Source organism: Brevibacillus schisleri, assembly GCF_055685845.1.
The window spans coordinates 5,907,241-5,931,244 of sequence record NZ_JBVNDM010000001.1; the positions used below are offsets into that span (position 1 = coordinate 5,907,241).

A 24,004-nucleotide genomic window follows, 5' to 3' on the forward strand; every position below is an offset into this window, starting at 1 on the left:
CAAAAATATGTTAACAACAGTCTTTTGCAAAAAATACTAACTAAAGTTATGTCTTTTCATGATTGATTTTTTTCAATAAAAAACCCCACCGTATAGGGCGGGGGGAATCTACTGGTCGATCTCACTTTCTCTTAATCTGACGATTGCTTGTGCACGATTTTTCACCTGGAGCTTGCTAAAAATTTGATGCACATGCCCCTTTACCGTCCCTAGTGTGAGATGCAGCTTGTCCGCAATATCCGAATTCGATAACCCTATACCGATCAGTGCCAGCACTTCCGACTCTCTTTCCGTCAATTTTTCCAATGCAGGAGATACCCGAATTTGAATATCAAGCGTAGGAAATTCCTTCTCCACACTTTTGAGCAGCATCGAAAGATAGGCCATCTCTTGCTTGGATACGTTTTTGCTTTTATAGAGTGAATAGAGCATTTTGGCAACGCCAGGGCCTTCATCCAAAAAAGTGCGTACATAGCCTTCTGGCGCGGCTAACGTCACCGCCATGCGCATACACTCCATCGCTTCATGCTGCTGTTTTTGGATTATGTAAGCTTGGCTGAGCAGAAGAAAGGCTTCAATCCGACTCCCGAGTCGATCCTTTATTTCCGCCTCGTGCTTTAAGCTGGTTAGCAGCATAATGGCTGCACTGTCGTTTTTTAAATAGAGGTATACCCGGGCCAACGTCATTCGCTCAAATTCATGCCGGGAAGCGACAATATCTACATTCATTTTCGCATAGGGCTCGGCCCATTTTTCTATTTCTTCCCGTCGATTTTCTTCAATCCATAATCGGACGCGGAACGTTTCTACAAAAGACATCCAATGAGGAGGCGCTTCATGCTGGCGGCATAGCGAAGTGATTTCCTCCATGGCCAGCCACATCTCGTCTTTACGGTGCTCTGCTTTTCTCCATCGAGCCAACGTCAGATAAACCGGGACCAATACACCGAAGTTCAAAGAGATCGTGCCTAACTGAATCGCACGAGGTACGTAATATTTCAACTGCTCAAAATCATTTTGCTCATAATAAAGCTCGCCCAAAACGATAGAACCGTAGGCCAATATACCAAGACCACTGTGCTTCCAGATCGCCCTTAGTTTTGGATAATATTCATTCACATTGGACAAATACCCGCTCAAGGCCACACGACTGCGCAGGACGTATGGCTCATCCGAATTCAGTTCAATGCCGACGATGAAGTAGCGGCTGAATTTTGGCTTCATGTGAACGGATTCTTCCATGTATTTGAGGGAAAGGTCTACATTTCCCCGCATCACTTCGATATATCCCCGAAGCACACACATTTCTACGCGGCAGTCGTCATAGCTCCCATGATTGATCCGAGTTGCTTCGTCAGCCAATTGAAGGAGGATTTCCGCCTGATCAATTTCATTGGACACAGCATGCAGCCAGGCAAAAGCAATGCACAGCTCGGGGTTGCTTTCCAACCAGGACGCATCAAAGTATTTCATCCATCTGCGCAGTGTAATATTTTCGTACTGTTTCAACATCCACGGCGCATGTGCGACGATCAAACGGCTTGCCCGGTTCCAATCTTTTCCGAGAAACGCATGCTCAGTCGCCTCCATGATCCACCCGTGACTTTCAAACCAACAGCTTGCAGAGATATGTAGGGCAGGAAGCAGTTCGTTATATGTTTTCCTTACGTGGGAAAGTAGAAGTTCTGCGAACAAATGGTGATAACGATACCACTCATTTACGCCATCCAGCGCGATCACAAATGAATTCGTTCGCTCCAGCATGCGAAGGATGTCGTGAGCGTCCGGCTCCCCGGTAACAGCTGCGCATAAATCGCCTGTCAGACGCGGCAGTATGGACGTTTTTAGCAAAAACATCTGAACCTTTTCTGGAAGTCGTTTCAATACTTCTTCCGTCAAATATTCTCCGACGTACTTGTCGTTACCGGAAAAATGATGAATGACCTTAGAAGCTTCGGGCTTTCCTTGCATGGACAGCGCTGCTAACTGCAAACCGGCCACCCATCCCTCCGTTCGTTTGCTTAGCAAGCCAATGGCTTGTTCTGACAAACTCAGACCCAGTTGCTCGCAGAATAAGCGCCGGCACTCCTCCTCATTGAAGCGAAGCGTGTCTGAGCCCAGTTGCTTCAACTGTTTCCGAACGCGTAAACGGTGTAGGGCAAAAGGCGGTTCCTCCCTCGTAATCAGGACGACATGCATATAGAAGGAAGCATGCTGGATCAGTGTCTGCAATCCTTCATGAATAGAAGGCTCCTTTATGAGGTGGTAATCGTCCAATACCAGATAAAAATCACGTTCAAACCCCGCAATTTCTTCGAGTAACACGGACATCAACTGTTCAGCAGAAGCCGTGTACTGTGGGTGAAGCACGGAGGAAGATTCTTTGCCCACGCCTTCCTGTGCCATACCAATTGCCCTAGCAAAATATCGCCAAAAGCGCACGGGATCATTATCTGACTCATCCAGGGAGATCCAACCGGTCGGTTTGCCGGAATTTTGCGCCCATTGACTGACTGCAGTCGTTTTACCGAAACCGGCTGGCGCACACACGAGAATCAATCTTGCGGCACCAGCGTCATCGATTTCTTTCCATATCTGATGCCGAAGCAACAAGTCCGAACCATACTTCGGAACATGAAGCTTGGTTGCGATAAGTGGACTGTACGTTAATAAATCCATACGCATCTCCTGCCTAGAAGTAAAATGACATTCATGAAGGAAACATGGAGCGTAGCCTTTCTATCGATGACTGGAAGCGTATTGAGGTTGGCTAACAGGGGAAAATGGGATCATATAATGATAGGAAATATTGCTCAGATTAAAGATACAGCAAAGTCGCTCCTGCGTGGGTATTTTTTTTATGAAAGTCATCTAAGCATTCTGTTGATTCGTCTGGCTTCTATCGCAACCTTTTTACTGTACAGCCTTTTATCCTGTTTGAGTTGCAGCACCTTGGCACACTGGTGCGCCTTTCTCAAAACGTTCTTGCTGTAGTTGTTTGTCGCTTTCAACATCTGATCAGCCCAGTGGTACGCTTCTCTAGCCAAAACCTCGTTACTATCCTTTGCCTTCCAGCTGATATCCAACAAGGTCTCGCTCAAGCTTCTGCCCAAACCGGCACTCCTCCAGGAAGAAAAGAGTTTGAGCTCTGGTTCGCACTGCTTGACGCTCGCAAAAGCCTGGAGCAAATCCTGTTTGAGCAAATGGATTTCGGCGATTTTTAACCAAAGGAATACCTTGTCAAACGAATCTTCCTGCTCCGGGAGATCTAGTGTGAGGTAGTGAAGTGCCTTGTCGTACTCTTCCAATTGTTTTGCCTGATGATACAGCAGAGAATAGTTCTTTTTGTCAGAGCCGAGCTGCTCCTCTAGCTTCTCCAGTAATTTTCTGGCTTCTGCCATGTTACCGAAATCACATGCTCTGTCCATTAACGTAATCAAGGACTCATCCTCGGGATTGGCGGGGTAATTCCTCGCCTTGGATTGAAACCATCGCTCCATATGTTCAGCCGAATACATCGTTGCCAGCTCCTCTTTCTTATTCTGAAAGAAAGAGCTGATTCGGTACAGATCGTTCTCTTCAATATACGTGATCGCCTCTTCAATCCCCGCTGAAATGATATACTCGGTATCAAAACCATAATAGGTATCAAAATTGCTTAATTTTGCCTGCTCAAACAGAGGGATATGGGTAACATCCTTATACTTCGCCAACAGGTAAGCCACGATGTCCATCGATTCATGTAATCCCTGATACGGATGGAACTTATGCATCTCAATCTCTTGGCTCATCAAATAGTACAGGAGCTCCTTGTCTGCTTCTGTGACAGTCTGATCGTATTGAAGCTGAACGATCAGCGCATATCTTTTCAGCCCGTTTTTGTCATAACCGTATGCATCCTTACATTTGCTGTATGCAAAAGAGCCCCAAAGGTCTTTGGAATGTTTGATCAATGGCAATTGCTCGGGTATTTGGTGGATTTCCATATGCTCTTCTCCTCTCCCCTGCATGGGATAGCTACGTGCCTTGCTTATCTTTTCCCATTCTAATCGTCTACAATTGACAATACAATTTTCAAAATGGTTAAATGTAATATGTTTACATTTCTTCAGGAGGTGCACAAAATTGGAGCAACAACCACCATCATCATCGGTACCGACAGAGTTTTCTCCGCTTGCCCAGCAGGAACCACCCAAAAACATGGGAGATTTATCGAAATCGTACGATAGGGCGATGATTTTTTTTATGAGATGGGGAGCCCATGTTCTTGATTATATTCTTCTCGCTTGCTTTCTAACCGGCTTTCTCTCGTTTGGGGTTTCCATCACCAAAGACGTCTACAGTCTCTATTTCTTCATCTTAGCCGCAATTATCCTATGTTCCTATTATGTACTGTTAGAAGGACTTACCGGATATACGATCGGAAAATTTACGTTCCGCATCATTGCTGTTAATGCAGAAGGACGACCACCGGGGTTATGGAAATCATTTATCCGTTCCCTCATTCGTCTATTCGAAACAAATGTATTTCTTCTAGGCGGATTGCCAGCCGGTATCAGTGTGTTGGCTTCCGACAAAAAGCAACGGTTAGGCGACCTGGCAGCGAATACATACGTCGTGAAAGTGAAGGATCTGAACAACGTCAGCAAAAAGCAAACAACCGTACTCGCTATTGTCTTTTCCATCGTAGCCGTTTTATCCATCATTGGTATGATTTTTGGGATAATCGATATCGCATCAAGAACGCCTACCGAAGAAATTTTCTATAGCAAGGATAAACAGTTTCAAATATCGGCCCCTTCGGATTGGAGCAAGGATTCATCCCTTCACGATGAACTTGATATAGGAATCTCCAATCGTAGTCGCGAAAAGTATTTATTGGTACTGTCAGAATCGAAACAGGATGTAGACAGTTCATTGACGCTTCAAGAATATGCCCAAGTCATTGAAGCAAACCTTCAAGAGGGAGTAGATAATGTATCCATTGATAAACAGATTCGTACTGTAGTCGACAACCAGGTGGCCATCCAATTCAATGCCAAAGGCGAAGTAGACGGCATTAAGGTCGCTTATATTGTGACATTAGTCGAAACGCCTACACATTTTCATCAAATCATGGCTTGGACAGAAGAAAAAAGATTTGCATCCCTCAAGCAAGAACTGCAAAAGGTCAGCGCAAGTTTTCGCGAGGTAAAATAGTGACAGAACACAGAAGCCACCTTCATCAGGTGGCTTCAGACTGAAGAGAAACCCCCTTTTGGGGGATTTCTTTTGGTATTGTTCCAGCACGAAGTGCTGAAAAAAGGATAGCCTGCACCTAACTTGCTTTCGCTAGGTGTAGTGCTATCCTTTTAATGTTTTGTACTGTTGCTGTCATCAATACTTGCTCTTGGACATTTTCGCGTCCGCGTAACCTACAATAGCGAAGCCCATGCAGTTCTTTAGCATCTGCAAAGCTTCGCTCTATGGTTTGGTATCTTAATCTATATAAATATTTCCCCGATTTACTTAAACGGTTCTGTCGAACCCATTCCTTACTCTCTTCCCAAACGTGCCTGCTTATCACCTTTTGGTGATTTTTAGATCGGGTACACTCAGTAAGCCTTGGACAAGTTTTACATATTTCTTTATTGGACTTATACATCCTGTATCCGTTTCGATCGGTAGTCGAATAAGTAAGCGTATGTTTTTGAGGACATGTGTACACATCGCACTCCAGATCATATTTAAAGCGCCATTTAGCAAAAAGACCTTTAACAGGTGTAAAGGCACGATGACCGATGACAGCAAATACATTTATATCGTGAAGTGCCTTGCAGATTGGAGTAGTTAAATAACCAGCATCTAATGCAATAGCTTCAATTGTATCCTGAAACCCAAACTTCTCGATTTGGAGATTCAGCCTATCTATGTAAGGAACGGAATCATGGACATTACCAGCAGTGACATGGACATCGGTAATAATATTGTACTTATGATCGACAGTCCGGTGATCGAGATAGAAAAAGCCTTCGGGCTTGCTGTCTCGAACCATGTAGCCACTTTCCGGATCAGTGGTACTCACCTTGATTTCCTTTTCTTCCTTCACACCCTCTCTAGGCTTCAATCCTTTTTTCCATGTACCTCACGGTCTTCATTAATTGCTACCTCTAAATCTTTGAGATAGGCACGACTCGTTTTCTCGATGACATGCTTCTTAAATTTTCGTTTATTCGCATTTGCTTTAAGATGTGTGGAATCACTTATCAATACACGGCCAGCGACCATTCGATGCTGAATCGCCAAGCGCACAATTTCATCAAAAATCTCCTGAAAAACATTTGTATTTTTAAAACGGGTTCGACGATTCCAACTGATTGTTGTGTGATCTGGAACTCGATCTGTTAAAGAAAGGCCAAGAAACCAACGATAGGCGATATTAGTCTGGATTTCTTTTTCGAGCTGCCTCTCTGAGCGGATACCGTAAAGGTATCCAATGAAAATCATTTTAAATAAAACAATAGGATCAATGGAAGGTCTACCGTTATCCTCGCAATAATATTGACGTACTTTTTCCCGGATGAAGGAGAAATCTATATGTTTCTGGATGACTCTTAATAAATGGTCTTCTGGGACCAATTCATCAAGGCACACAAATTCGTAATGCATTTGCGGATTTTTATCATTGGAGGTAAGCACAATTATCACCTACTATAAAATGTAATTATAAGAATTATAACAAATTAACGCGGTGTCGTATTAAAACTAAGTGAAATAAAAATGGCTGTCGACTTTCTCGACAGCCTGAAGCCACCTTCATCAGGTGGCTTCTTCCTCTTGCACTACTTCTCTATCGGCTCTTTATCACTGGCCTTTTTGTTGGCTATTTGATTTCCCCATGGAGGTTCTGCTCTCATCAAGTGCCGTATAAAATAATCCCATTTTCTGCGGATAAAATAAGGCTCCATAGAAAATCCGTGATGTCGGTTGGGCAATATCAGCATATCAAAGTCTTTATCCGCTTTAACCAATGCATCCGCCATCCGAATCGTTTGGGAAGGATGCACATTATCATCCATATCGCCACTCACCAGCAAGAGCTTTCCTTTCAAATTCGCTGCCAGACGAGCATTATCTTGATCTCTGTACAAGACCGGATCATACAATCCTTGGTAGCGTTCTGCCCATGCTGCTATATACAGCCGTTGATCATGATTCCCACACGCGGAAACAGCAACCTTGTAACAGTCAGGAAATGAGAGAATGGCCCTTGTCGAAGCGTAGCCTCCCCCTGACGAGCCCCAGATGCCTACCCGGTCAACATCCACATACTGGTGGCGCTCGGCCAATTGCCTTACCGCTGTCACATGGTCAAGCAAGCCTCCTGCTTCCTCCAACTTTCTGTCTGAGACGTCATGGAACGCTTTCGAACGATAAGGTGTTCCCATTCCATCCAGGATCAATACGATAAAGCCCAGCTGCGCTAATGACTGTCCACCACCCAGCGGGTCATGGTTTCGGCCCGGATCGAGTGCGAAAGCTTTCGGTGTGTTGATGATCTGTGGTCCCCCGTAAATGTAATCGACAACCGGATACTTGCGGGAAGAATCAAACGGGAATGGACGCAGCATCACCCCATAAAGATCAGTCACGCCGTCTCGTGCTTTGACGGTAATCCTTTCTGGAAATTGGTACCCCATCTCGAGCAGCATTTCCACATCAGCGTACTCCAATTTTCGAATGAGGCTGCCATCTACCGAGCGGAGAACAGTTACTGGCGGGAAATCAACCCGCGAAAACGTATCGACGAAATACTTCATAGTGGGAGAAAACACAATATCATGCTCTGCATCTTCAGGTGTTAGCAACGACAAACCGGTTCCATCCAGACGAACGCGATACAGGTGTTGATAATAAGGATCGCGTCCTTCCTCAAGCCCCCCTCCAGTGATGTACACCCATCCCTGCTGCTCGTCCACTGCCATCAGCCTACGTACCGTCCAGGGGCCCGATGTGATCGGATTGCGAATCGCTCCCGTTTTACCATCGCAATGGTAGAGGTGGCTCCATCCATCACGCTCTGAATGCCAGATGAACGAGCCATCGGCCAATAATCGAATATTCGGATTAGACGCTCCGAGATTATGCAGGTCTTGGTTCAAAAACGTATCGCTTTGTTCCCGCAGTAGCGTGCAAACCTCACCAGTGCAAGCATCCGCTACGGAAAAATCGACAGAACGGGCATCACGGGACATTCGAGTGATATAGATCTGTTTGCTGTCGGATGACCATCCGGCCATTTGCATCCCCGGAGTGAGGGGTGAGACCGGGCATGCCTGTAAAGGCTCGCTTTCAATCCGGACTACGGTTCGACTTTCCAGGTTACAGATGACCAGCTCTGCCAATGGTACGTATTGATCGCCAACTAGTGGATAACGGTACGAGTGCAGTACCGGTCTGACCCCCTCCCCTTTTGGAACGGATTGGATCAGATGCATCTCGCGCACCTTTCTTTGGTCAAGCCTATGGGTCAGCAGCATCTTGGAATCGGGTGACCAAATCACCACTGGAGGAAGCTTACTGCCATTCAATCGCTCCGCCACGGTCGAGAGCCTACATTCAGGTTGGGTTCCGTAATCATAGTAAGCCTGGCCGTCATAGGTAAGCCTGATACGCCTTCCGGTTTCGAGTGATCGAACATACAAGTTGTGATCATATACGAACGCCACCCATTTTCCATCTGGAGACGGCAATTCATCCATCGTCGGCTTTTTAAAATGATCGATGGGCTTGCAGCTGTATTCCTGTAAATCACAGTTCCAAACCGTACCGTCCATCTCAAACTGGAATGCCGATCCACTCTCAGTAAACTTAAGTTCCCCAAGTGGCAACGTTTCTGCGCTATACGTTTTGCCTGCATTACCTGACAAACAGACAGCTAAGCGTTCGTGATCGAATGCTTGCTGACTCGTATTCTGTTCAGCATCCACGATCACATATTGCCTGCCAGTCCCCTTTTCCAGACGTAGTTCACGGATGTACCAGAACTGATTCCCACTGATCCAGTTTGGCCTGATAAAAGCATTGAATATGGCATCGTAATAATTGGCGGGATGCAAGCGTTGTGCTCTCTCATACTGTTCCCATGTGACAACATTCTCCATGCCAATCCCCCTCTTTCAAAGTGAGATACAAGAATCATGTGCTTCACATTTTCGAACGACAAATTTCCTTAATTATCCATTTGTTACATACATACGTAAAGAGCACGATAATATATCTCCAAATTTACTATTTTAGCACCTGACACGTGAATTTTTTCCAAGAAGAAAGAGGCGATCTCTCGCCTCTTCGCTCCTAACATAGATTTTATTCCTCTTCCGCAATCATGGTTTGGTTCCTACCCGCTCTCTTCGCCTTGTACATGGCCTCGTCAACTACATGCAGCAGACCTTCAGGAGAAACAGCATGAGAAGGATAGTGCGCAATGCCTTGTGATACGGTTAGTCGCTGCCCGATTGGGTTTGTCCCTGTTTCCAAGGCACGACGTATTCGTTCGGCTACCTGATAGGCCTCCTCCAAACCAGCATGAGAAACGAGGACAACAAATTCCTCACCGCCAAAGCGACAACTGACATCATCAGGCCGAAGGGAGGAAGAAATGATTTTCGCAAAATGCCTCAACACTTCATCTCCAGCCTGATGGCCATATGTGTCATTAATGGCTTTAAATCGATCAAGGTCCATCATCATAATAGAAAAGGGGATTTGTTCCGCCATCCATTTTTGCATGGTTTCCTCGAGTGTTCTTCGGTTCGTTAGCCCTGTCAAAGGATCTGTTCGAGCATCGTGGGTCAATTGCTCCGTCTTCTTTTTGATATTGGTTAAGGCAAAGCGAATAGCACGAGATAACAGCTCAGCCTCTCGATTCCAATGCTGGCTACCCTCAGAGAGTTCCACCTCTTGTCTCCCGGCCTTACTCACAAGATTGGCCAAAGATACGAAGGGTTTGGCTATTTTGCGCGCAAGCCCGATCACAACCAGCATTAATAATAAAAAGGAAGGCAACATATACAACAAAACGGATTGAATATCACAATTTACTTGTTCTTGAACAACACTGATAGGGGACACGACAACGACACCCCAGTCATTCTCTGGAACCTTTACGTACGCAGCTAATACTGTCTCTCCCCTCAAGTTGACCATCTGTTCATAGCCACTTTTCCCTTGGATCAGCTTGCGTACGGCTGGATTGGCACTGATATCCTCTCCGATCCGGGTTGAATCACGGTGGAACAACAAATGACCATCAGAACCTACGATGTAAAAAGAGGAACCTAGTTCATCTGTTGGATTACTTCCAAAGATCGTATTCAAAATGTTATCTTCATGAAGATAAATCGTTCCCCCGATAACCCCCCGGTAAATCCCGTCTTTATCAAATATGGGTTCGCTCATCAATACAATGAGTCGCTTCGTACGTGATGTTACGTAAGGTTTGGAAATGTATGGCTTTTTTAAAGCTAATGCCATTTTCGCCGTTTCCGTTTTAACATAGTTTCCTACTGTACCAATAGATCCAGGAGACACACTTTGAACACGTCCCGTTTCATCTACCACGGTGACCGAATTAAAATAGTTGTTTGTACGACGGATCAACTCAAGCTTGGAATATACCTCATCCGCAGTCATCTCGTTCCGATTGGAAAAGATGCTCGCCGAATACTGTAAGCTACTGCGCATGGATTTAATCAAGGCGTCTAGGGTATGACTCATTTTGATTGCACTCGTGTGATTTAAGGTCAGCGTCGTGTTAATTAGTGCCTGTTTTTTGGATTGATAGAATGAGAAAAGTAGGATGGTGACAGTCAGGATAACGGATAAAGAGACTAGTCCTGTTAAAAGTGTCACCAAGCTAATCCTTTTCGGGCGGCTTGCTCTTTTTGGTAAGACAGGCATTGGATGCCCCCTTGTATTTGGCATATAGCTATTATGCCATAAATAAAAAATAGTCTAACACTCGATAATATTCATTTCAAGTATACAAGAAAGTTCAAGTAGCCGACCTTGGCTTGGGGACATAAAAAGGCCACCTTTGTCAGGTGGTAGTTTCCGTATATATCATCTAGGAGACCCGAAAGCTTTGTCTTCTCATCCACATCGTTGCAACCCACTTTTCTCCATGGATCACTTGTGCACCTGCATGCAATGTGAACTCGTTTACTTCTTGATTTCTATAAAAATATTCAAAGTAGACAGCCATGCCTTTAGTGGGAAAAACAGATAAATGAAGCAAAGGAAACACCGTTTCTCCGCCTTGTTCCACATCATTCAAATACATCACGAGCGTACTAATGCGATTGTTCGTACTTGCGCGACTCGTTTCTGCAAAGAAATCATAATGAGGTTTATATTCTTGGCCAGGAGTATATCGTAGAACTTGTAAGCCATCTCCATGCTCAATCGGAATGTTCATGATTTGAGAGATTCGCTTCTCGATCCTTGTAATTGTCTCCGTCTGCTCGCAGAACACCCCGCTGCTCGTTCGAATAGAATTGACTGAACGATCTTCGCCTATTTTTGAGCGTTGCAATCGTTCTCTGGAATGTTCAATTAGCTCATCGCATTCGCTATCGCTAAGCACATTTCCTAACACGACAACCAGCGGTTCCTCATACTTGGCAAGAATTCGAATCTCTCGATCTTCTGTCTTGATCCTATTTCCAGTCTGATCAAATATCGTCCGTTCTTTCCCAGTCGTGTGCCCTATCATCGCTATGCACCCCACATATATGACATCCGTCGCAAAAAACAGAATACCATAAAATGGGTAAATACCAATCAGTAAACTTTAGAAAAATCAATTTTTTTTAACACCCTCATCATAAACAAAACCCGTCTCCTATATGTGAAGAGACGGGTTTGCCCTATTGAAAGCATCTTCTAAGTGACATGTGTCTATATGAAAGGTTATTTTCATGCTTCCTTTTGTTTTTGAACGTGGTACATATTCTTCCGGAATACACTGATCATGTATCCGCATACCCCACCTATAATAGAAGGCAACAGCCAGCCCAAACCAACGTCATACAGTGGCAGGTACTGAGAAAAATAATGATAGACAAAACTATTTTCGACTCCAGCAGCCTTTAAGCCATCAAACAGACTAATCAGAAAAGTGAAAAACAAACTTCCTTGATACACTTCTGGTCTGCCATTGAATGCTTTGTGCAGAAACGTCAAGAAGAGTAACGAGATCGCAATCGGGTACATGGTCATTAAGACCGGAACGGAGACCTTAATGAGTTGCGTTAATCCAATATTAGCAACGAGTGTACTGAAAACAGACAAAATAACCGCAAATTTTTTGTAAGAGATCTTTGGAAACAACGAATGAAAAAAAGTAGAGCAAGCTGTAATAAGCCCTACACTTGTCGTCAAACACGCCACTGTAATCATTAATCCCAATAAAATGGCACCGTAAGAACCAAAGTAGTAATTGGAGACTTTCGCCAAAACCTGAGCGCCATTTTCTAAGTAGCCCAACTTTTCTACACTAGAGGCACCCATAAAGGAAAGTGCGGTATAAAAAAGTGCGAGGAGTAAACCGGCTATCATTGTTGCTTTTGCGCACGTAGCCAAAACTCGTTTTTTGGCAGTAACCCCTTTTTCCTTAATCGCATTCACAATAATCATTCCAAAAACAAAAGCTACAAGCGCATCCAATGTCAAATACCCTTCTTGAAAGCCCTTGAAAAATACATGGGACGTGTAATCTGCTTGCGGGGCTTGAAGGGCTCCAATTGGGTAGATAATAGCCGTTAATGCAATAATTCCGATAAATGTCAATTTAATCGGAGTTAAGATTTTTCCGACTACATGGATAATTTTCATAGGATTGAGCGATAAGAAGCACGCAATGGCAAAAAACAGGATGGTAAACAGAATTAAGGGTGCGGGACCTGCCTGTTCTGATAGAAAAGGCTTTACCCCAATATCAAACGATACATTGCCGGATCTAGGTATCGCAAAAAACGGACCGATTGCCAGATACAAAACAATCGTGAATACCATTCCGAATACGGGGTGCACGCGACTGGCCAAGGAGCGCAAGTCGTCTGCTCCCGAAAAAACAAAGGCTGTGATCGCTAGTAAAGGCAACCCAACCCCTGTAACCAAAAAACCTGCATTGGCTATCCATACATTTGTTCCGGCTAATTGGCCAAGCATTGGCGGAAAAATTAAATTACCCGCTCCAAAAAACAAAGCAAATAACATGAATCCGATCGTAACGACAAAAGAAACTGGCGCTTTCTGTGACACAATAATCCTCCTAATTGTTCTCTATCTCTCAATCATAAATGTTCGTTCAGATGACTGCTTACCCAACCCTCATTTATTCATTCTGATACTATACTCCAAATAAACATTCTTTTCAAACACATCATACTTCAAAGTACCGCTCGCAAATACATCCCTGATACAGTTTACTACAAATACCCCCATATCGCAGCTGGAAGTACCTTCCCTAAAAACCAAAGCATCAAGGACTTAAAAATATTTCAGAAAATATTTATTTTTCTTAACTTGAAATCAATTAGCAATTTTCCTTATAATTACATTCAAACCTATTAGTTCCATTCTTCTAGAAAGGAGGTGTACACTCATGAAAAAGGTCGTAAAAGTAGCAGTAAACAAGAACAAACAAGTGCAAGAAATGAAAGCGTTGAAATGGCGCGTAGTTGTTGATGTTTGCTTGTAAGAGAGTCAAAAAGCATACACGATTCCATAAATGATAAAAGTCAGGAAGGAGGGGATTGCCCATGAAAAAGGTAGTGAAAGCACAAGTTTCTAACAATCAAAACGTTCAAGAAATGAAAATGATTGTCCATCCAATTATGACACTTGTATGTAAAATGTAATCAATTGTTCAAGAGCACCTCGTGTGCTCTTGAATTTTTTACATAAGGTTCTCCCTTTCCAGGCAGTAAGCAAACATGACGGGACGGTGCAGATTATGAACCAAGCGGTTTTGTTGGAAAGATACCATCAGTTGAGAGAACTTGCCGAGGATGCAGACACATGGCTAGAATCAGAGATCGGTTCCGATCTTTGGGTGGATGGAATTAACGTATTTTTAACGGTATCACCAGAGGATTTCATTGAGGGACTTGAGCGATTCGAGAGTAGCTATGGTTTTAAGAGCCATGAAATTGTAAGCACGATTCTTCAATTTCAACGTTATTGTAGAGAAGCATCTGCGGATGGTGAATTTCCTTTATACCAGGCTCTAGCAGTTGGGATGACCTGGTTGAGCTTACAGCCTCAAATAAACGGCGGCTATTTCAACTTGCCTGTTCAAATTACCAATCACTCCATCGCTTTGTTGTTAAGCCCAACCTATTTAGCTGTTTGGGCACATAGTTACAATGAAGGCATTGGATTATACTTAGATTTACATTCGACGCTACCCACGTTATTCCGACCCGAACATGGACGAATCTATCAAAATGCAGGATCGTATTTGGAGGGAACGCACATCAAGTTTCCTTTTCAAAATTACTTCCACGAAATTGCTCATATCCTCTTCTTCCATGACGTCTATCAACGTGTACTAGGGAGCGAAGACGAATGTAGAAGCTACTGGACACATATCGAGGCTTGCATTTACGGACTTGAGGAGCAGGTGCTCGCCGAAATGATGGAAGTCCAACCAGATTTGCATGCCATCGATGATGGATTCGGAAGCAGTAAAGGTTTCGAGGATTTTATCTCTTATCGCTTTGGAATTCTTGGTGCGCAAGAGGATCATTCGATACCAAAAGACACGGTTCGCACTTACATCAAAAGAAACATGCAATTAGGCGAAGCGAATGAAAACATCCCTGATAATGAGGTAAAAGCGAAGATTCTTGCTAGCCATAAGCTCGATGAGGAACGATTAGAAGAGCTCGATACTCACTGCAAGGCATTTGCGACGGCATTGCAGGTACATAGCTTGTGGGGAATCAAAAGCTATCGACGAAATTCGATTCCAGCGTTTCGTGAAGTGGTAGAGTTACTCTCCCCTGATGCGTACTGTCTGCAAAAACTCGAAGAATCTATGCGACCAGATTCATGGGGGACATTAGAGGATTTGTTATCAAAAAATCCGTTCGATGAGATATGCTCGCAAACAAGGGAAAAGAATATTCAAGTATGGAACTGGCGTGATACCCTGTCTCGCTTGGCAGAAATGCGCGGTTATTTGGCAAACGCGAATGAACCTGGTTACGGTGAGACCAATCAAGAGCTATTTCAGATAGCAAATCGTTTAGCTAGAGTCATTCACGAGGAGAAACTAAAAGAGGGTCCGGAAGAGCAGCATGAGAGCCAGTACGCGGACATGAAACGAGAAATTAGCGAAGCATTAAACCGATTGCCTAACGTGGAAGTACGCGACCACTTGCACAATCTTCTCTCCAAACCCTATTCCTTTGTGTTAGAGCCCAATTAATAGCTGACTATGGGTCAAAGACCGGCATATTTCCAATGTTGGTCTTTGTTTTTTTGTAACGGATACATTCAGATTTTATCCTTTTTTTAGAAATCGTTTAGGGTTTGTTTTGAACTTGCGTTTAGGATGGGGAAGACAAATTATTCAGATGGGAGCGGTTTTGGCATGCTTGAGATGAATGATAAGATTCCCCTTCCCCCTCCTCGTATGAAAATAGTGAGGTACATGTTTCTTGTTCTCGCATGGGTGTTTTTTGCTTTCATTATTATTCAGGTATCACTGGCAGGTCTTGGGATATTCTTCAGAGGGGAACATTGGGGAATGCATAGAACCTTGGCTCAATATTTTGCACTGCTTCCTGTCGGCATGTTGGTTCTCTCTTTCCTTGGAAAGCTGCCCGTACATCTTCGGTGGATTTGTCTCGGATTGTACCTCATGATCGTTGCGCAGTTCCTTACCGCTATTTATCCCTCTCACTTAGGAATCCTCTCTGCACTGCACCCGGTCATTGCCTTGTTTCTCTTCTGGGGATCTCTTACCACCGTAAAACATGCTCATCATTTAGGGGGGAAGAAGGCATGAAACTCCCTAAAAGTTGGTGGTGGCTGTTTCTTGTATCTCTAGTGGTTATCGTTCCATTTATGGCTCCCTATTTGACATTCGATCCTGCAAACAGTCGCATAACGATTACTTCCGGTTCTCTTCAATATCCTTTATTAGTCGCTCATATCGTGTCTGCGTTTATTGCTCTTCTCGCTGGTTTTTTCCAGTTTGTCGATCGAATTCGCCTGAAGAATCCAAGGATACATCGTTTTCTTGGAAGGGTTTATGTGTACAGTGTGTTGATCAGTGGACTACTCTCTTTAGCGAGTATCTTTTATGCAGAAAATCTCATGAAGGCAACAAGCTTCCTGATCTTATCCTTGGCTTGGCTATTCACTTGCTGGAAAGGGTACCGTACCGCCATCAACAGGCAATATGAGGAACACCGAAAATGGATGATCCGCAGTTTTGGAATGACATTAGTTGCCGTAAGCGCGCGTCTGTTGGTGCCAGTATTACTCCTTCTGTACTTTATTTTACACGGTTTTTCTCTTCCGCATGGTATGGAAACCGTTATTGGAGAGGTATTAAATGTAAACATTTGGGCGGGTCTCATTCTTAATTTTGTTATTGTCGAGTGGGTGATATTGAAGAAATAGGTTCGCTTCGTCACGCCACATAAGCTGTGGTGGTAGCGCAAAGAAGGACTATCTCGATCGTTGAATCGGGACAGTCCTTCTTGTAGATCGGTATTCGTCAGACACGGCTTTCCCTCCAGGAATCAGAAATCGAATTAGGAAAGTCACCTAAAAATACGAGTTTCGATACTGACTACGTTTGCTTTTTTCCAGTGTCTTGATCAGCAAATACTTTTGTACGCCCTTGGATTCTGCAATGGCTCGTTGACCGTATTGTTCTGCTTCTGCCATGTTTCCTTGATGATAGGCCACTTCAGCATTGAGTAACAACTGGTAGATACAGCTTTTGATCGCGGATCGGTGTTGGCTGTAGGCATCTTGGTTGTTTTTTAGTAGTGCTAAATGTGCGGAGTAATAGTGTCGATGCTCGATTGAACCAATCTTGCCGAGTGCTTCTTCTACTAAATCGTAGTTGCCGCGATGGAGTTCTACCACTACGGTGATGTAAGCGCGAAGCTTATCGGATGTGATTTTCGCTAATTCCTTCTCGGCTTCCGTTTCGTTGTCGTGTAGATAGGCGTACGAGAAACGATAGTAAGGTTGTTTTGAATGTTTGACGTAGCGTTCAACTGTATTCATGTTGGTGCTGAATTTAAAAATGTACAGGTCTTTGCCGATGAGAAGGACGAACGCGATTATGAAAAAGGTGATCCATACGATTGGGGTAGGTTCTATGTCTAGGAAGAAGATCGTTAAGCCACCTGCGGCTCCGAGGAGGAGCATGGTTAGTAGGTTTCGTAGAGTGGACGACATGGTGGTGCTCCTTTGCTTTTGGGAGTGTTCTTTTAGTTTAGCATAAGAGAAAGAGCCTGCATCCAAAAAGTAGGTTAAGGATTTTATGGGGCGCTCTTCCAAAGCCGCAATGCATAGCGGGATTTCCCCCATAAACACAAAAAACCACCCTCATCAGGTGGCTTCACTTTATGTATTTGGTGGAGGCGGGGGGATTCGAACCCCCGTCCGAAAACAGCGATACATGAGCATCTCCGAGCGCAGTCACTCATTTACATTTCGGTACCGGATTCGCGGAGTGACGCGCTGACCCGTTACCTAGCCTGATTGATCTTCTTCCTTCGGCTCCAGGCGGAAGCCTCCGGCGTATCCCACTAAAGTTGAGCGCTAGTCATGCCACATGGGCGATGGAATGGTAGCGCCTCACTGGTTATTAAGCAGCGAGAGAAAGTTGTTTGTTGCCAGTTAATGGCGTTCCGCGTTGTTGACGAGGTCCGCAGCCCCCCGGCTCGCTTCTCATGCTCTACCATCCCCGTCGAATCCAGAACGCCCCCAGGTAGGTAAGAAAAAGTCTAAGTGAAGAGCCATTAAATCCGCACCTAGACTGTATTGTACTAATAGTGTATTGGCTTGTTGTTGCTTATTAAATATAGCATAGGCAACACCCAAAACTCAACGTTGATTGCTGCCAAGCCTGCCAGTGCAATCCAATCAGCCTTTTTGGCGTTCGCGCAGAGCACGCTCGATATCACGCGCAGACTCTTTTTTCTTGAGGTCTTCACGCTTGTCGTAGTTCTTTTTCCCTTTGACAAGTGCGAGCTCGACCTTGGCCCAGCCGCCCTTCAAATAAATGCTGAGCGGGACCAGCGAGTACCCTCTTTCGCGAATCAGGCCGTTGAGCTTGAGGATTTCCAAGCGACGCATCAGCAGCTTGCGAGTCCGCTCTGGCTCATGGTTAAAGCGATTTCCCTGCTCGTAAGGACTGATGTGCACATTGTACAGAAGCAATTCGCCATTCTGTACACGAGCGAAGCTGTCTTTGAGCTGGACACGTGCCGCACGCACGGACTTGATCTCCGTACCGGTCAGCTCAATGCCTGCCTCGTATACTTGCTCGATGTGGTAATCGTGGCGCGCTTTTCGGTTTTGGGCGATTGTTTTGGTTCCGGCCTTATCTTTTGACATGGAGATCACCTCACTTGTACGTACTGCGTTTCGTACCAGTTAGTCTAGCAAATTTTGCCCACTGTGGCAAGTCATTTACCCGGTAATATACAAACCCCGAAAAGGGAGACGGATCGTTCCGCGTGCTTTTCGGGGTTTAAACAACTGTTTAACGGCGTTTCCGTTTCGCCTGACTGGCTACATTTTTGCGGTTCTTTTTCTTGGACTTGACGAGATCCTCCCAGAATCCCTTCTGGCGTTTCGTTGGGGTATCTCCTTCTCCTGCACCAATTGGCAGCACCTCTTCACCATTCGATGCTTTGCCCGATCCAGCGCGACGAGGCGGTTTGTTCCCTTCCGCTTTGCGACGATCCTTGTATTTCTGACGGATTTCCGCCGGATGCTTTTTGTCCTTCTGTCGATCTGGTCTGCCTGGGCGATCTGGACGATCTGGACGGCCTGTACGTGAACGATCTTGTTGCTTGCCACGTGTCGGCTTACGATCCCCACCGCGACCATCTATTACGCGAGGCGTACGCTCTCGGCTGCCACGGAAGCCAGCCTTCGGCATCCCGACGATTTCGAAGTCGATGGTGCGTTCATCCACGTTGACATTCGCTACACGTACCTCGACGACATCCCCGATCCGATACTGTTTGCCTGTACGCTCACCGACCAATGCAAACATTTTCTCATGGTAATGATAGTAGTCGTCGGTCAAAAAGCTGACGTGCACCAAGCCCTCAATGGTATTAGGAAGCTCGACGAAAATCCCAAACGAAGTGACACTGGAGATGACGCCCTCGAATTCTTCTCCCACTCGCTCCAGCATGAACTCCGCTTTTTTCAGATCGTCTGTTTCACGCTCGGCATCGACAGCCAACCGTTCACGCTGTGACGCATGCTCCGCGATTACTGGCATTTGCTCTGCCCAGTACCCCAGACGTTTTTCTGAGATTTGATTCCCCAGCTCGATCCATTCGCGAATGCGGCGGTGGACGATTAAGTCGGGATAGCGGCGAATCGGTGAAGTAAAATGGGTATAAAACTCCGTAGACAAGCCATAATGCCCCAGACTTTCCGCGTCGTAGCGCGCTTGCTTCATCGAACGCAGCATAACGGTGCTGATAATGATTTCTTCCGGCGTTCCTTTTACCTCTTCCAGCAACTGCTGCAACGCACGTGGATGAACAGAATTGCCCTTCCCGCGGATCGAGTAGCCAAAATTCGTGATGAACTCCATGAAGGCCATGAGCTTTTCAGCGTTCGGGTCTTCGTGAATCCGGTACATGAACGGCTGCTTCATCCAGTGGAAATGCTCCGCCACTGTTTCGTTGGCAGCGAGCATGAACTCCTCGATGATCTGCTCCGCAATCGATCTCGTACGGAAGCCGATTTCTGTAGGGGTTCCCTCTTCATCGACGTAAATTTTCGCTTCGCGGAAGTCGAAGTCAATAGCGCCACGCTGCATCCGTTTTTTACGCAGCTTCAAGGCCAGCTCTTTCATATCCTCAAACATTGGGACGAGTCTGCTGTACTTCTCGGTCAGGGCTTCGTCCTTGTCTTCCAAAATGCTGCGTACATCTGCATACGTCATGCGCTCATCTGTACGAATCACGCTCAAAAAGATGTCGTACTTGACGGTGTTTCCGCCCGCATCCATCTCCATATCGCAGGAAATCGTCAATCGATCTACCTGCGGATTGAGACTGCATATGCCGTTGGACAAGCGATGTGGCAGCATCGGGATCACGCGGTCAACTAAGTAGACACTGGTACCGCGACGATACGCCTCATTGTCCAGCTGAGACTTTTCACGAACATAGTAGCTGACGTCGGCGATATGCACACCGAGTCTTAGGTTTCCGTTTGGCAGCCTCTCCAGGGAAACGGCATCGTCCAAGTCTTTGGCATCCGCACCGTCGATCGTAACCATCATCCGCTCACGCAAGTCACGACGACCACTGATTTCCTCCTCGGAAATCTCATCTGGCGCTGCCTCAGCCTCTGCTAACACGTCCTCCGGAAATGCTTCTGGCAAGTTGAACTTGCGGATGATCGACAGGATATCGACGCCCGGATCGTTCTTATGGCCGAGAATCTCGACGACCTCACCCTCAGGATTCACTCGCCCCTCTGGGTAACGAACGATGTTCACGACTACCTTGTGACCATCTACTGCTCCATTGAAGGAGTCTTTCGGGATGAAAATATCTTTGCCGATTCGCTTTTCGTCGGGGATCACAAACGCGTAATGCCTCTCGTCCTTAAATGTCCCTACGACCTGCTTGATTCCGCGCTCGACAATGCGGATGATCTGCCCTTCCAGACGATTGCCGCCCGCTTCTTTTTCCACGCGGACAAAAACCGTATCGCCATGGAGCGCCCCATTCATATCATTCGCATGTACATATACGTCATCCGAGTCAGGTGTCTCCGGGATCACAAATCCGAAGCCCTTCGGATGACTTTGCAAACGTCCACGTACCAGATTCATTTTTTCAGGCACACCATACCGATTCGCCCTGGTGCGGATCACCTCTCCGCTCGCTTCCAGTGCATTCAGTGTTTTCACAAGCTCCTTGAACTTAGCAGAATCCTTGATTCCAAACGCTTCTTCCAGTTCCCTCACCGTCATCGGGTGGTATGCTTGCTCTCGCATAAACGCGAGTATTTTTTCTTGATCTTCCATTCACAAACCTCCTTTTTCGCGTGGCATTCCCGCGTTTCTCTATGACCATCCTATTATGTAGTATTCACCGTTCCCGCATATCGCAATCGGAATAGAGAAAAAGACAGCAAGTTGCACTCGCTGTCTTCCGGCCGTTCGTCTATTACGCTCCTGATTTCAAGAAATACCCGAGCAAAATCGCAAAAATCATGAAGCCAACCGCAAATACAACGGTCAGTTTCCCTAAAAGTGCGTCAATCCCGCGGGCTTTTTGTTTGCCCATCAGTTGCTCTGCGCCGCCACCAATCGCTCCGGAAAGGCCGGCACTTTTTCCCGATTGCAGCAACACGACGATAATTAAGCCAATACTTGCGATCACAAGTAAAATTTTCGCAGCCAATGCCATTTTCATTCACCTCAAAACGTATTTCCAAGGCGGAAAAAACCAATACAACAACTTTATCACACTTGTCTGGTAACAGCAACCCGCTAACCCTTCCATTATAAGAGAAATTCTCTCAAATAATATTGACCGTTATAAGGTAGACTAAGAGCAACGTGTTTTTACGAAAAAATGGCAAATTGTGTACTTTCTTTGTCTTGTTGGGTAGTCGCCTTGATATTGTCAAACTTTTGCCGTAAAATTACAATGAAACTTTATAATTCGCTTTGGGAGGTCTTTGTCAGATGGCTGGGTCCAACAAAAAAGACATGAATCAAAACGATGTAATTGATTCCGCGAAGGCCTTTTTTACTTCGTTTGGTATCTTGTTTCTTGTTTTTCTCATTGCACTCGTAGGATCAATTATTTTCCCACCAAAACATGGCGAAGAAGCAAATGGTGGCGGCGCACCAACTGCACAAATTGACGCTGCTGCTGTATTTAAACAAAATTGCTCTTCCTGTCATGGTCAAAATCTCGAAGGCATTGCAGGTCCAAACCTGACAAAAATTGGAGCGACGCTCAGCGCTGACGACATTGCTAAAATCATCAAAGAAGGTAAAGGCGGCATGCCCCCTGGAATGCTAAAGAAACAACCAGAAATTCAAGCGGTTTCACAGTGGCTGTCGGAGAAGAAATAAGTACATAGATAGCCTGTAAGAAAGAAACACCGAAGACTTGTCCTCTTCGGTGTTTTCCGCGTAAATGGGGAGGCTTTTATATATGACCATCCAGATTGAAGCTTTGGGGAAACAAATCCACTCCTCTACGAGTACATGGTTGTTCCGTGACGTAAACACTAGCATTATAGAGCCTACGATTATTGGAATTCTGGGAAGATCAGGCCAGGGAAAGAGCACCTTGCTTCGTATTTTAGGTCGTCTTCTGCAACCTGATGCCGGTACGGTTTTCTTGGAAAAGAAAGAAATGTCACTGTGGGACCCGAGAGCTTGGCGAATGAAAATCAGCTATGTGGCACAGCAGGCTGTTATGCTGCCAGGCAGCGTGGAAGATAACCTGCGGACAGTAAGTACCCTGCTTCAGCGTCCTTTTGATATGAAGCTCGCCTCCGACTTGATGGAGCAGTTATTTATGGAAGAAATCGATTGGTCAAAACCAGCCACTCAACTGTCCGGCGGCGAAAAGCAACGGCTCGCTCTCGTTCGCAGCCTGATGCTTCAGCCATCTGTCCTACTGCTAGATGAGGTCACCGCTTCACTCGATACGAAAAGCAAGCAGGCAGCTGAGCGGCTCCTCGTCGATTTGCACCACCAAACGGGCACGACCCTAATTTGGGTCACGCATGATTTAGAAGAAGCACGAGTCGCTTGCAAGCGCATTTGGTTTATGGCCAACCACCAGCTCGCAGAGGACACGGAATGTGAAGCGTTTTTCCACTCGCCCCAATCCGTGGAAGCTCGTGAATTTTTACAGGATGGAAATGTCCATGCTGCCCTGAGTGAGGTGCAGCGATGACACATACGTTTACGGGTTCATACATGTGGCTACTCTTTGCCTATGTCTTTGTTTTCATTGCCCTCCTGCTCTCTGTTTGGCAGAAGCTCGGTTTGGAAAAAGACATTTTAATTGGCACCATCCGCTCTACTGTTCAATTGCTTGTGATCGGCTACGTCTTACATTTTGTCTTTGCTGCCGACAGTGTCTGGTTTATATTATTGATCATTCTCATGATGATCTTGGTCGCTTCGTGGAACGCTGCCAGCAGAGCGAAGCAATTATCGGGGATCTTTTGGCGGATCTCCCTTTCACTTGCGATAACAGAAATCATCACGATGGGACTATTGGTTGTACTCGGGCTTGTCTCTCCTACGCCGCAGTACCTCATTCCGATGAGCGGCATGATTATAGGCAGCTCTATGATCGTCACGAGCCTTTTTCTCACGCATATGAACAGAGAAGTAGAAGCCTCTCGTGGGGAAATTGAAACACTGCTTTGTCTGGGAGCCACTACTCGCCAAGCCGTGCATGTGGTGTTGAAGCGCGCTGTCAAAGCGAGCATGATCCCTACCTTTGACACGATGAAAACAATCGGACTCGTCCAATTGCCAGGGATGATGACCGGCATGATTGTCGCGGGTGCCAGTCCCATCGAGGCCGTGCGCTACCAAATCCTCATTATGCTCAGCTTCAGCTCCTCTGCTGCCATTTCGGCGGTTCTGATCAGCATGCTCAGCTATCAGCTCTGGTTTACGCGGGATTCCATGCTCCACTCTTAAATACACACACTGTCGGACCTTTGCTTCCGGCAGTTTTTT

The 24,004-nt window shown here is 45.6% G+C and carries 18 protein-coding genes and 1 other RNA gene; 7 read left to right on the top strand and 12 right to left on the bottom strand.

Translation table 11 applies throughout. From position 1 onward, the window contains the following. Window positions 1–108: 108 nt before the first annotated feature. Window positions 109–2,679 carry a winged helix-turn-helix domain-containing protein gene (locus tag ACUUHJ_RS27980; RefSeq protein WP_472300600.1) on the bottom strand — a complete coding sequence of 857 codons (2,571 nt, stop codon included), beginning with the start codon at window positions 2,677–2,679 and terminating at the stop codon, window positions 109–111. A gap of 188 nt (window positions 2,680–2,867) precedes the next feature. Next, window positions 2,868–3,986, bottom strand: a complete 1,119-nt coding sequence (locus ACUUHJ_RS27985) for a hypothetical protein (protein WP_289674775.1) — start codon at window positions 3,984–3,986, stop codon at window positions 2,868–2,870. A gap of 139 nt (window positions 3,987–4,125) precedes the next feature. On the opposite strand from ACUUHJ_RS27985, the gene ACUUHJ_RS27990 reads away from it, so the two are divergent. Next, on the top strand, window positions 4,126–5,199 hold the full coding sequence (locus tag ACUUHJ_RS27990; RefSeq protein ID WP_472300602.1) for an RDD family protein: 1,074 nt from the start codon (window positions 4,126–4,128) through the stop codon (window positions 5,197–5,199). A gap of 118 nt (window positions 5,200–5,317) precedes the next feature. On the opposite strand, the gene ACUUHJ_RS27995 is transcribed toward ACUUHJ_RS27990, so the two are convergent. From ACUUHJ_RS27995 to brnQ, 5 genes are all read right to left on the bottom strand, one after another. Then, window positions 5,318–6,648 (bottom strand): IS1182 family transposase gene (locus tag ACUUHJ_RS27995; protein ID WP_472301250.1). Its coding sequence is split into 2 segments (ribosomal slippage): window positions 5,318–6,108 and window positions 6,108–6,648, totalling 1,332 coding nucleotides; the frame shifts between segments, so codons are not numbered across the junction. 173 nt (window positions 6,649–6,821) lie between these two features. Further along, the gene (locus ACUUHJ_RS28000) at window positions 6,822–9,143 is read right to left on the bottom strand and encodes a S9 family peptidase (protein ID WP_472300603.1); all 2,322 of its coding nucleotides are present in this window, start codon (window positions 9,141–9,143) and stop codon (window positions 6,822–6,824) included. Between the two features lie 205 nt (window positions 9,144–9,348). Then, window positions 9,349–10,941: a sensor domain-containing diguanylate cyclase gene (locus ACUUHJ_RS28005; protein WP_472300604.1), complete on the bottom strand. Its 1,593-nt coding sequence runs from the start codon at window positions 10,939–10,941 to the stop codon at window positions 9,349–9,351. A gap of 166 nt (window positions 10,942–11,107) precedes the next feature. Continuing rightward, window positions 11,108–11,755: a 2OG-Fe(II) oxygenase gene (locus ACUUHJ_RS28010; protein ID WP_015893438.1), complete on the bottom strand. Its 648-nt coding sequence runs from the start codon at window positions 11,753–11,755 to the stop codon at window positions 11,108–11,110. Window positions 11,756–11,958: 203 nt separating this feature from the next. Next, window positions 11,959–13,305, bottom strand: a complete 1,347-nt coding sequence (gene brnQ / locus ACUUHJ_RS28015) for a branched-chain amino acid transport system II carrier protein (protein WP_289674779.1) — start codon at window positions 13,303–13,305, stop codon at window positions 11,959–11,961. Window positions 13,306–13,999: 694 nt separating this feature from the next. Between brnQ and ACUUHJ_RS28020 the strand changes: the two genes are divergently transcribed. The 3 genes from ACUUHJ_RS28020 to ACUUHJ_RS28030 all read left to right on the top strand — a co-directional run bounded on the left by ACUUHJ_RS28020 (window position 14,000) and on the right by ACUUHJ_RS28030 (window position 16,680). Further along, window positions 14,000–15,478: a hypothetical protein gene (locus ACUUHJ_RS28020; protein WP_472300605.1), complete on the top strand. Its 1,479-nt coding sequence runs from the start codon at window positions 14,000–14,002 to the stop codon at window positions 15,476–15,478. Window positions 15,479–15,703: 225 nt separating this feature from the next. Further along, window positions 15,704–16,060 carry a DUF6220 domain-containing protein gene (locus ACUUHJ_RS28025; RefSeq protein ID WP_472301251.1) on the top strand — a complete coding sequence of 119 codons (357 nt, stop codon included), beginning with the start codon at window positions 15,704–15,706 and terminating at the stop codon, window positions 16,058–16,060. After that, window positions 16,057–16,680, top strand: a complete 624-nt coding sequence (locus tag ACUUHJ_RS28030; protein ID WP_472300606.1) for a DUF2306 domain-containing protein — start codon at window positions 16,057–16,059, stop codon at window positions 16,678–16,680. Before ACUUHJ_RS28025 ends, ACUUHJ_RS28030 begins: the two co-directional genes overlap by 4 nt. A 147-nt stretch (window positions 16,681–16,827) precedes the next feature. Here the strand turns inward: ACUUHJ_RS28030 and ACUUHJ_RS28035 are convergent, their stop codons facing one another. The 5 genes from ACUUHJ_RS28035 to secG all read right to left on the bottom strand — a co-directional run bounded on the left by ACUUHJ_RS28035 (window position 16,828) and on the right by secG (window position 21,692). Further along, window positions 16,828–17,472 (bottom strand): hypothetical protein, encoded by a 645-nt coding sequence (locus ACUUHJ_RS28035; RefSeq protein ID WP_472300607.1) that lies wholly within the window; start codon window positions 17,470–17,472, stop codon window positions 16,828–16,830. Window positions 17,473–17,649: 177 nt separating this feature from the next. Further along, window positions 17,650–18,005, bottom strand: a transfer-messenger RNA (tmRNA) gene (ssrA, locus tag ACUUHJ_RS28040). Between the two features lie 157 nt (window positions 18,006–18,162). Beyond that, the gene (gene smpB, locus ACUUHJ_RS28045) at window positions 18,163–18,636 is read right to left on the bottom strand and encodes an SsrA-binding protein SmpB (RefSeq protein WP_016740379.1); all 474 of its coding nucleotides are present in this window, start codon (window positions 18,634–18,636) and stop codon (window positions 18,163–18,165) included. A gap of 148 nt (window positions 18,637–18,784) precedes the next feature. Continuing rightward, entirely contained in the window at window positions 18,785–21,307 is a 2,523-nt protein-coding gene (gene rnr / locus ACUUHJ_RS28050) for a ribonuclease R (RefSeq protein ID WP_289674802.1), read from the bottom strand. Between the two features lie 142 nt (window positions 21,308–21,449). Next, complete coding sequence (gene secG / locus ACUUHJ_RS28055) at window positions 21,450–21,692, bottom strand: preprotein translocase subunit SecG (RefSeq protein ID WP_007728789.1); 243 nt, start codon at window positions 21,690–21,692, stop codon at window positions 21,450–21,452. 281 nt (window positions 21,693–21,973) lie between these two features. Here secG and ACUUHJ_RS28060 point away from each other — a divergent pair, with 281 nt between their 5' ends. From ACUUHJ_RS28060 to ACUUHJ_RS28070, 3 genes are all read left to right on the top strand, one after another. Continuing rightward, the gene (locus ACUUHJ_RS28060) at window positions 21,974–22,369 is read left to right on the top strand and encodes a YqzM family protein (protein ID WP_026134028.1); all 396 of its coding nucleotides are present in this window, start codon (window positions 21,974–21,976) and stop codon (window positions 22,367–22,369) included. 82 nt (window positions 22,370–22,451) lie between these two features. Next, window positions 22,452–23,204 (top strand): ABC transporter ATP-binding protein, encoded by a 753-nt coding sequence (locus ACUUHJ_RS28065; RefSeq protein ID WP_472300608.1) that lies wholly within the window; start codon window positions 22,452–22,454, stop codon window positions 23,202–23,204. Continuing rightward, a complete protein-coding gene (locus ACUUHJ_RS28070) occupies window positions 23,201–23,965 on the top strand; it encodes an ABC transporter permease (RefSeq protein WP_472300610.1) in 765 nt (254 codons plus the stop codon). The genes ACUUHJ_RS28065 and ACUUHJ_RS28070 overlap by 4 nt, the downstream gene beginning before the upstream one ends. Window positions 23,966–24,004: the final 39 nt, after the last annotated feature.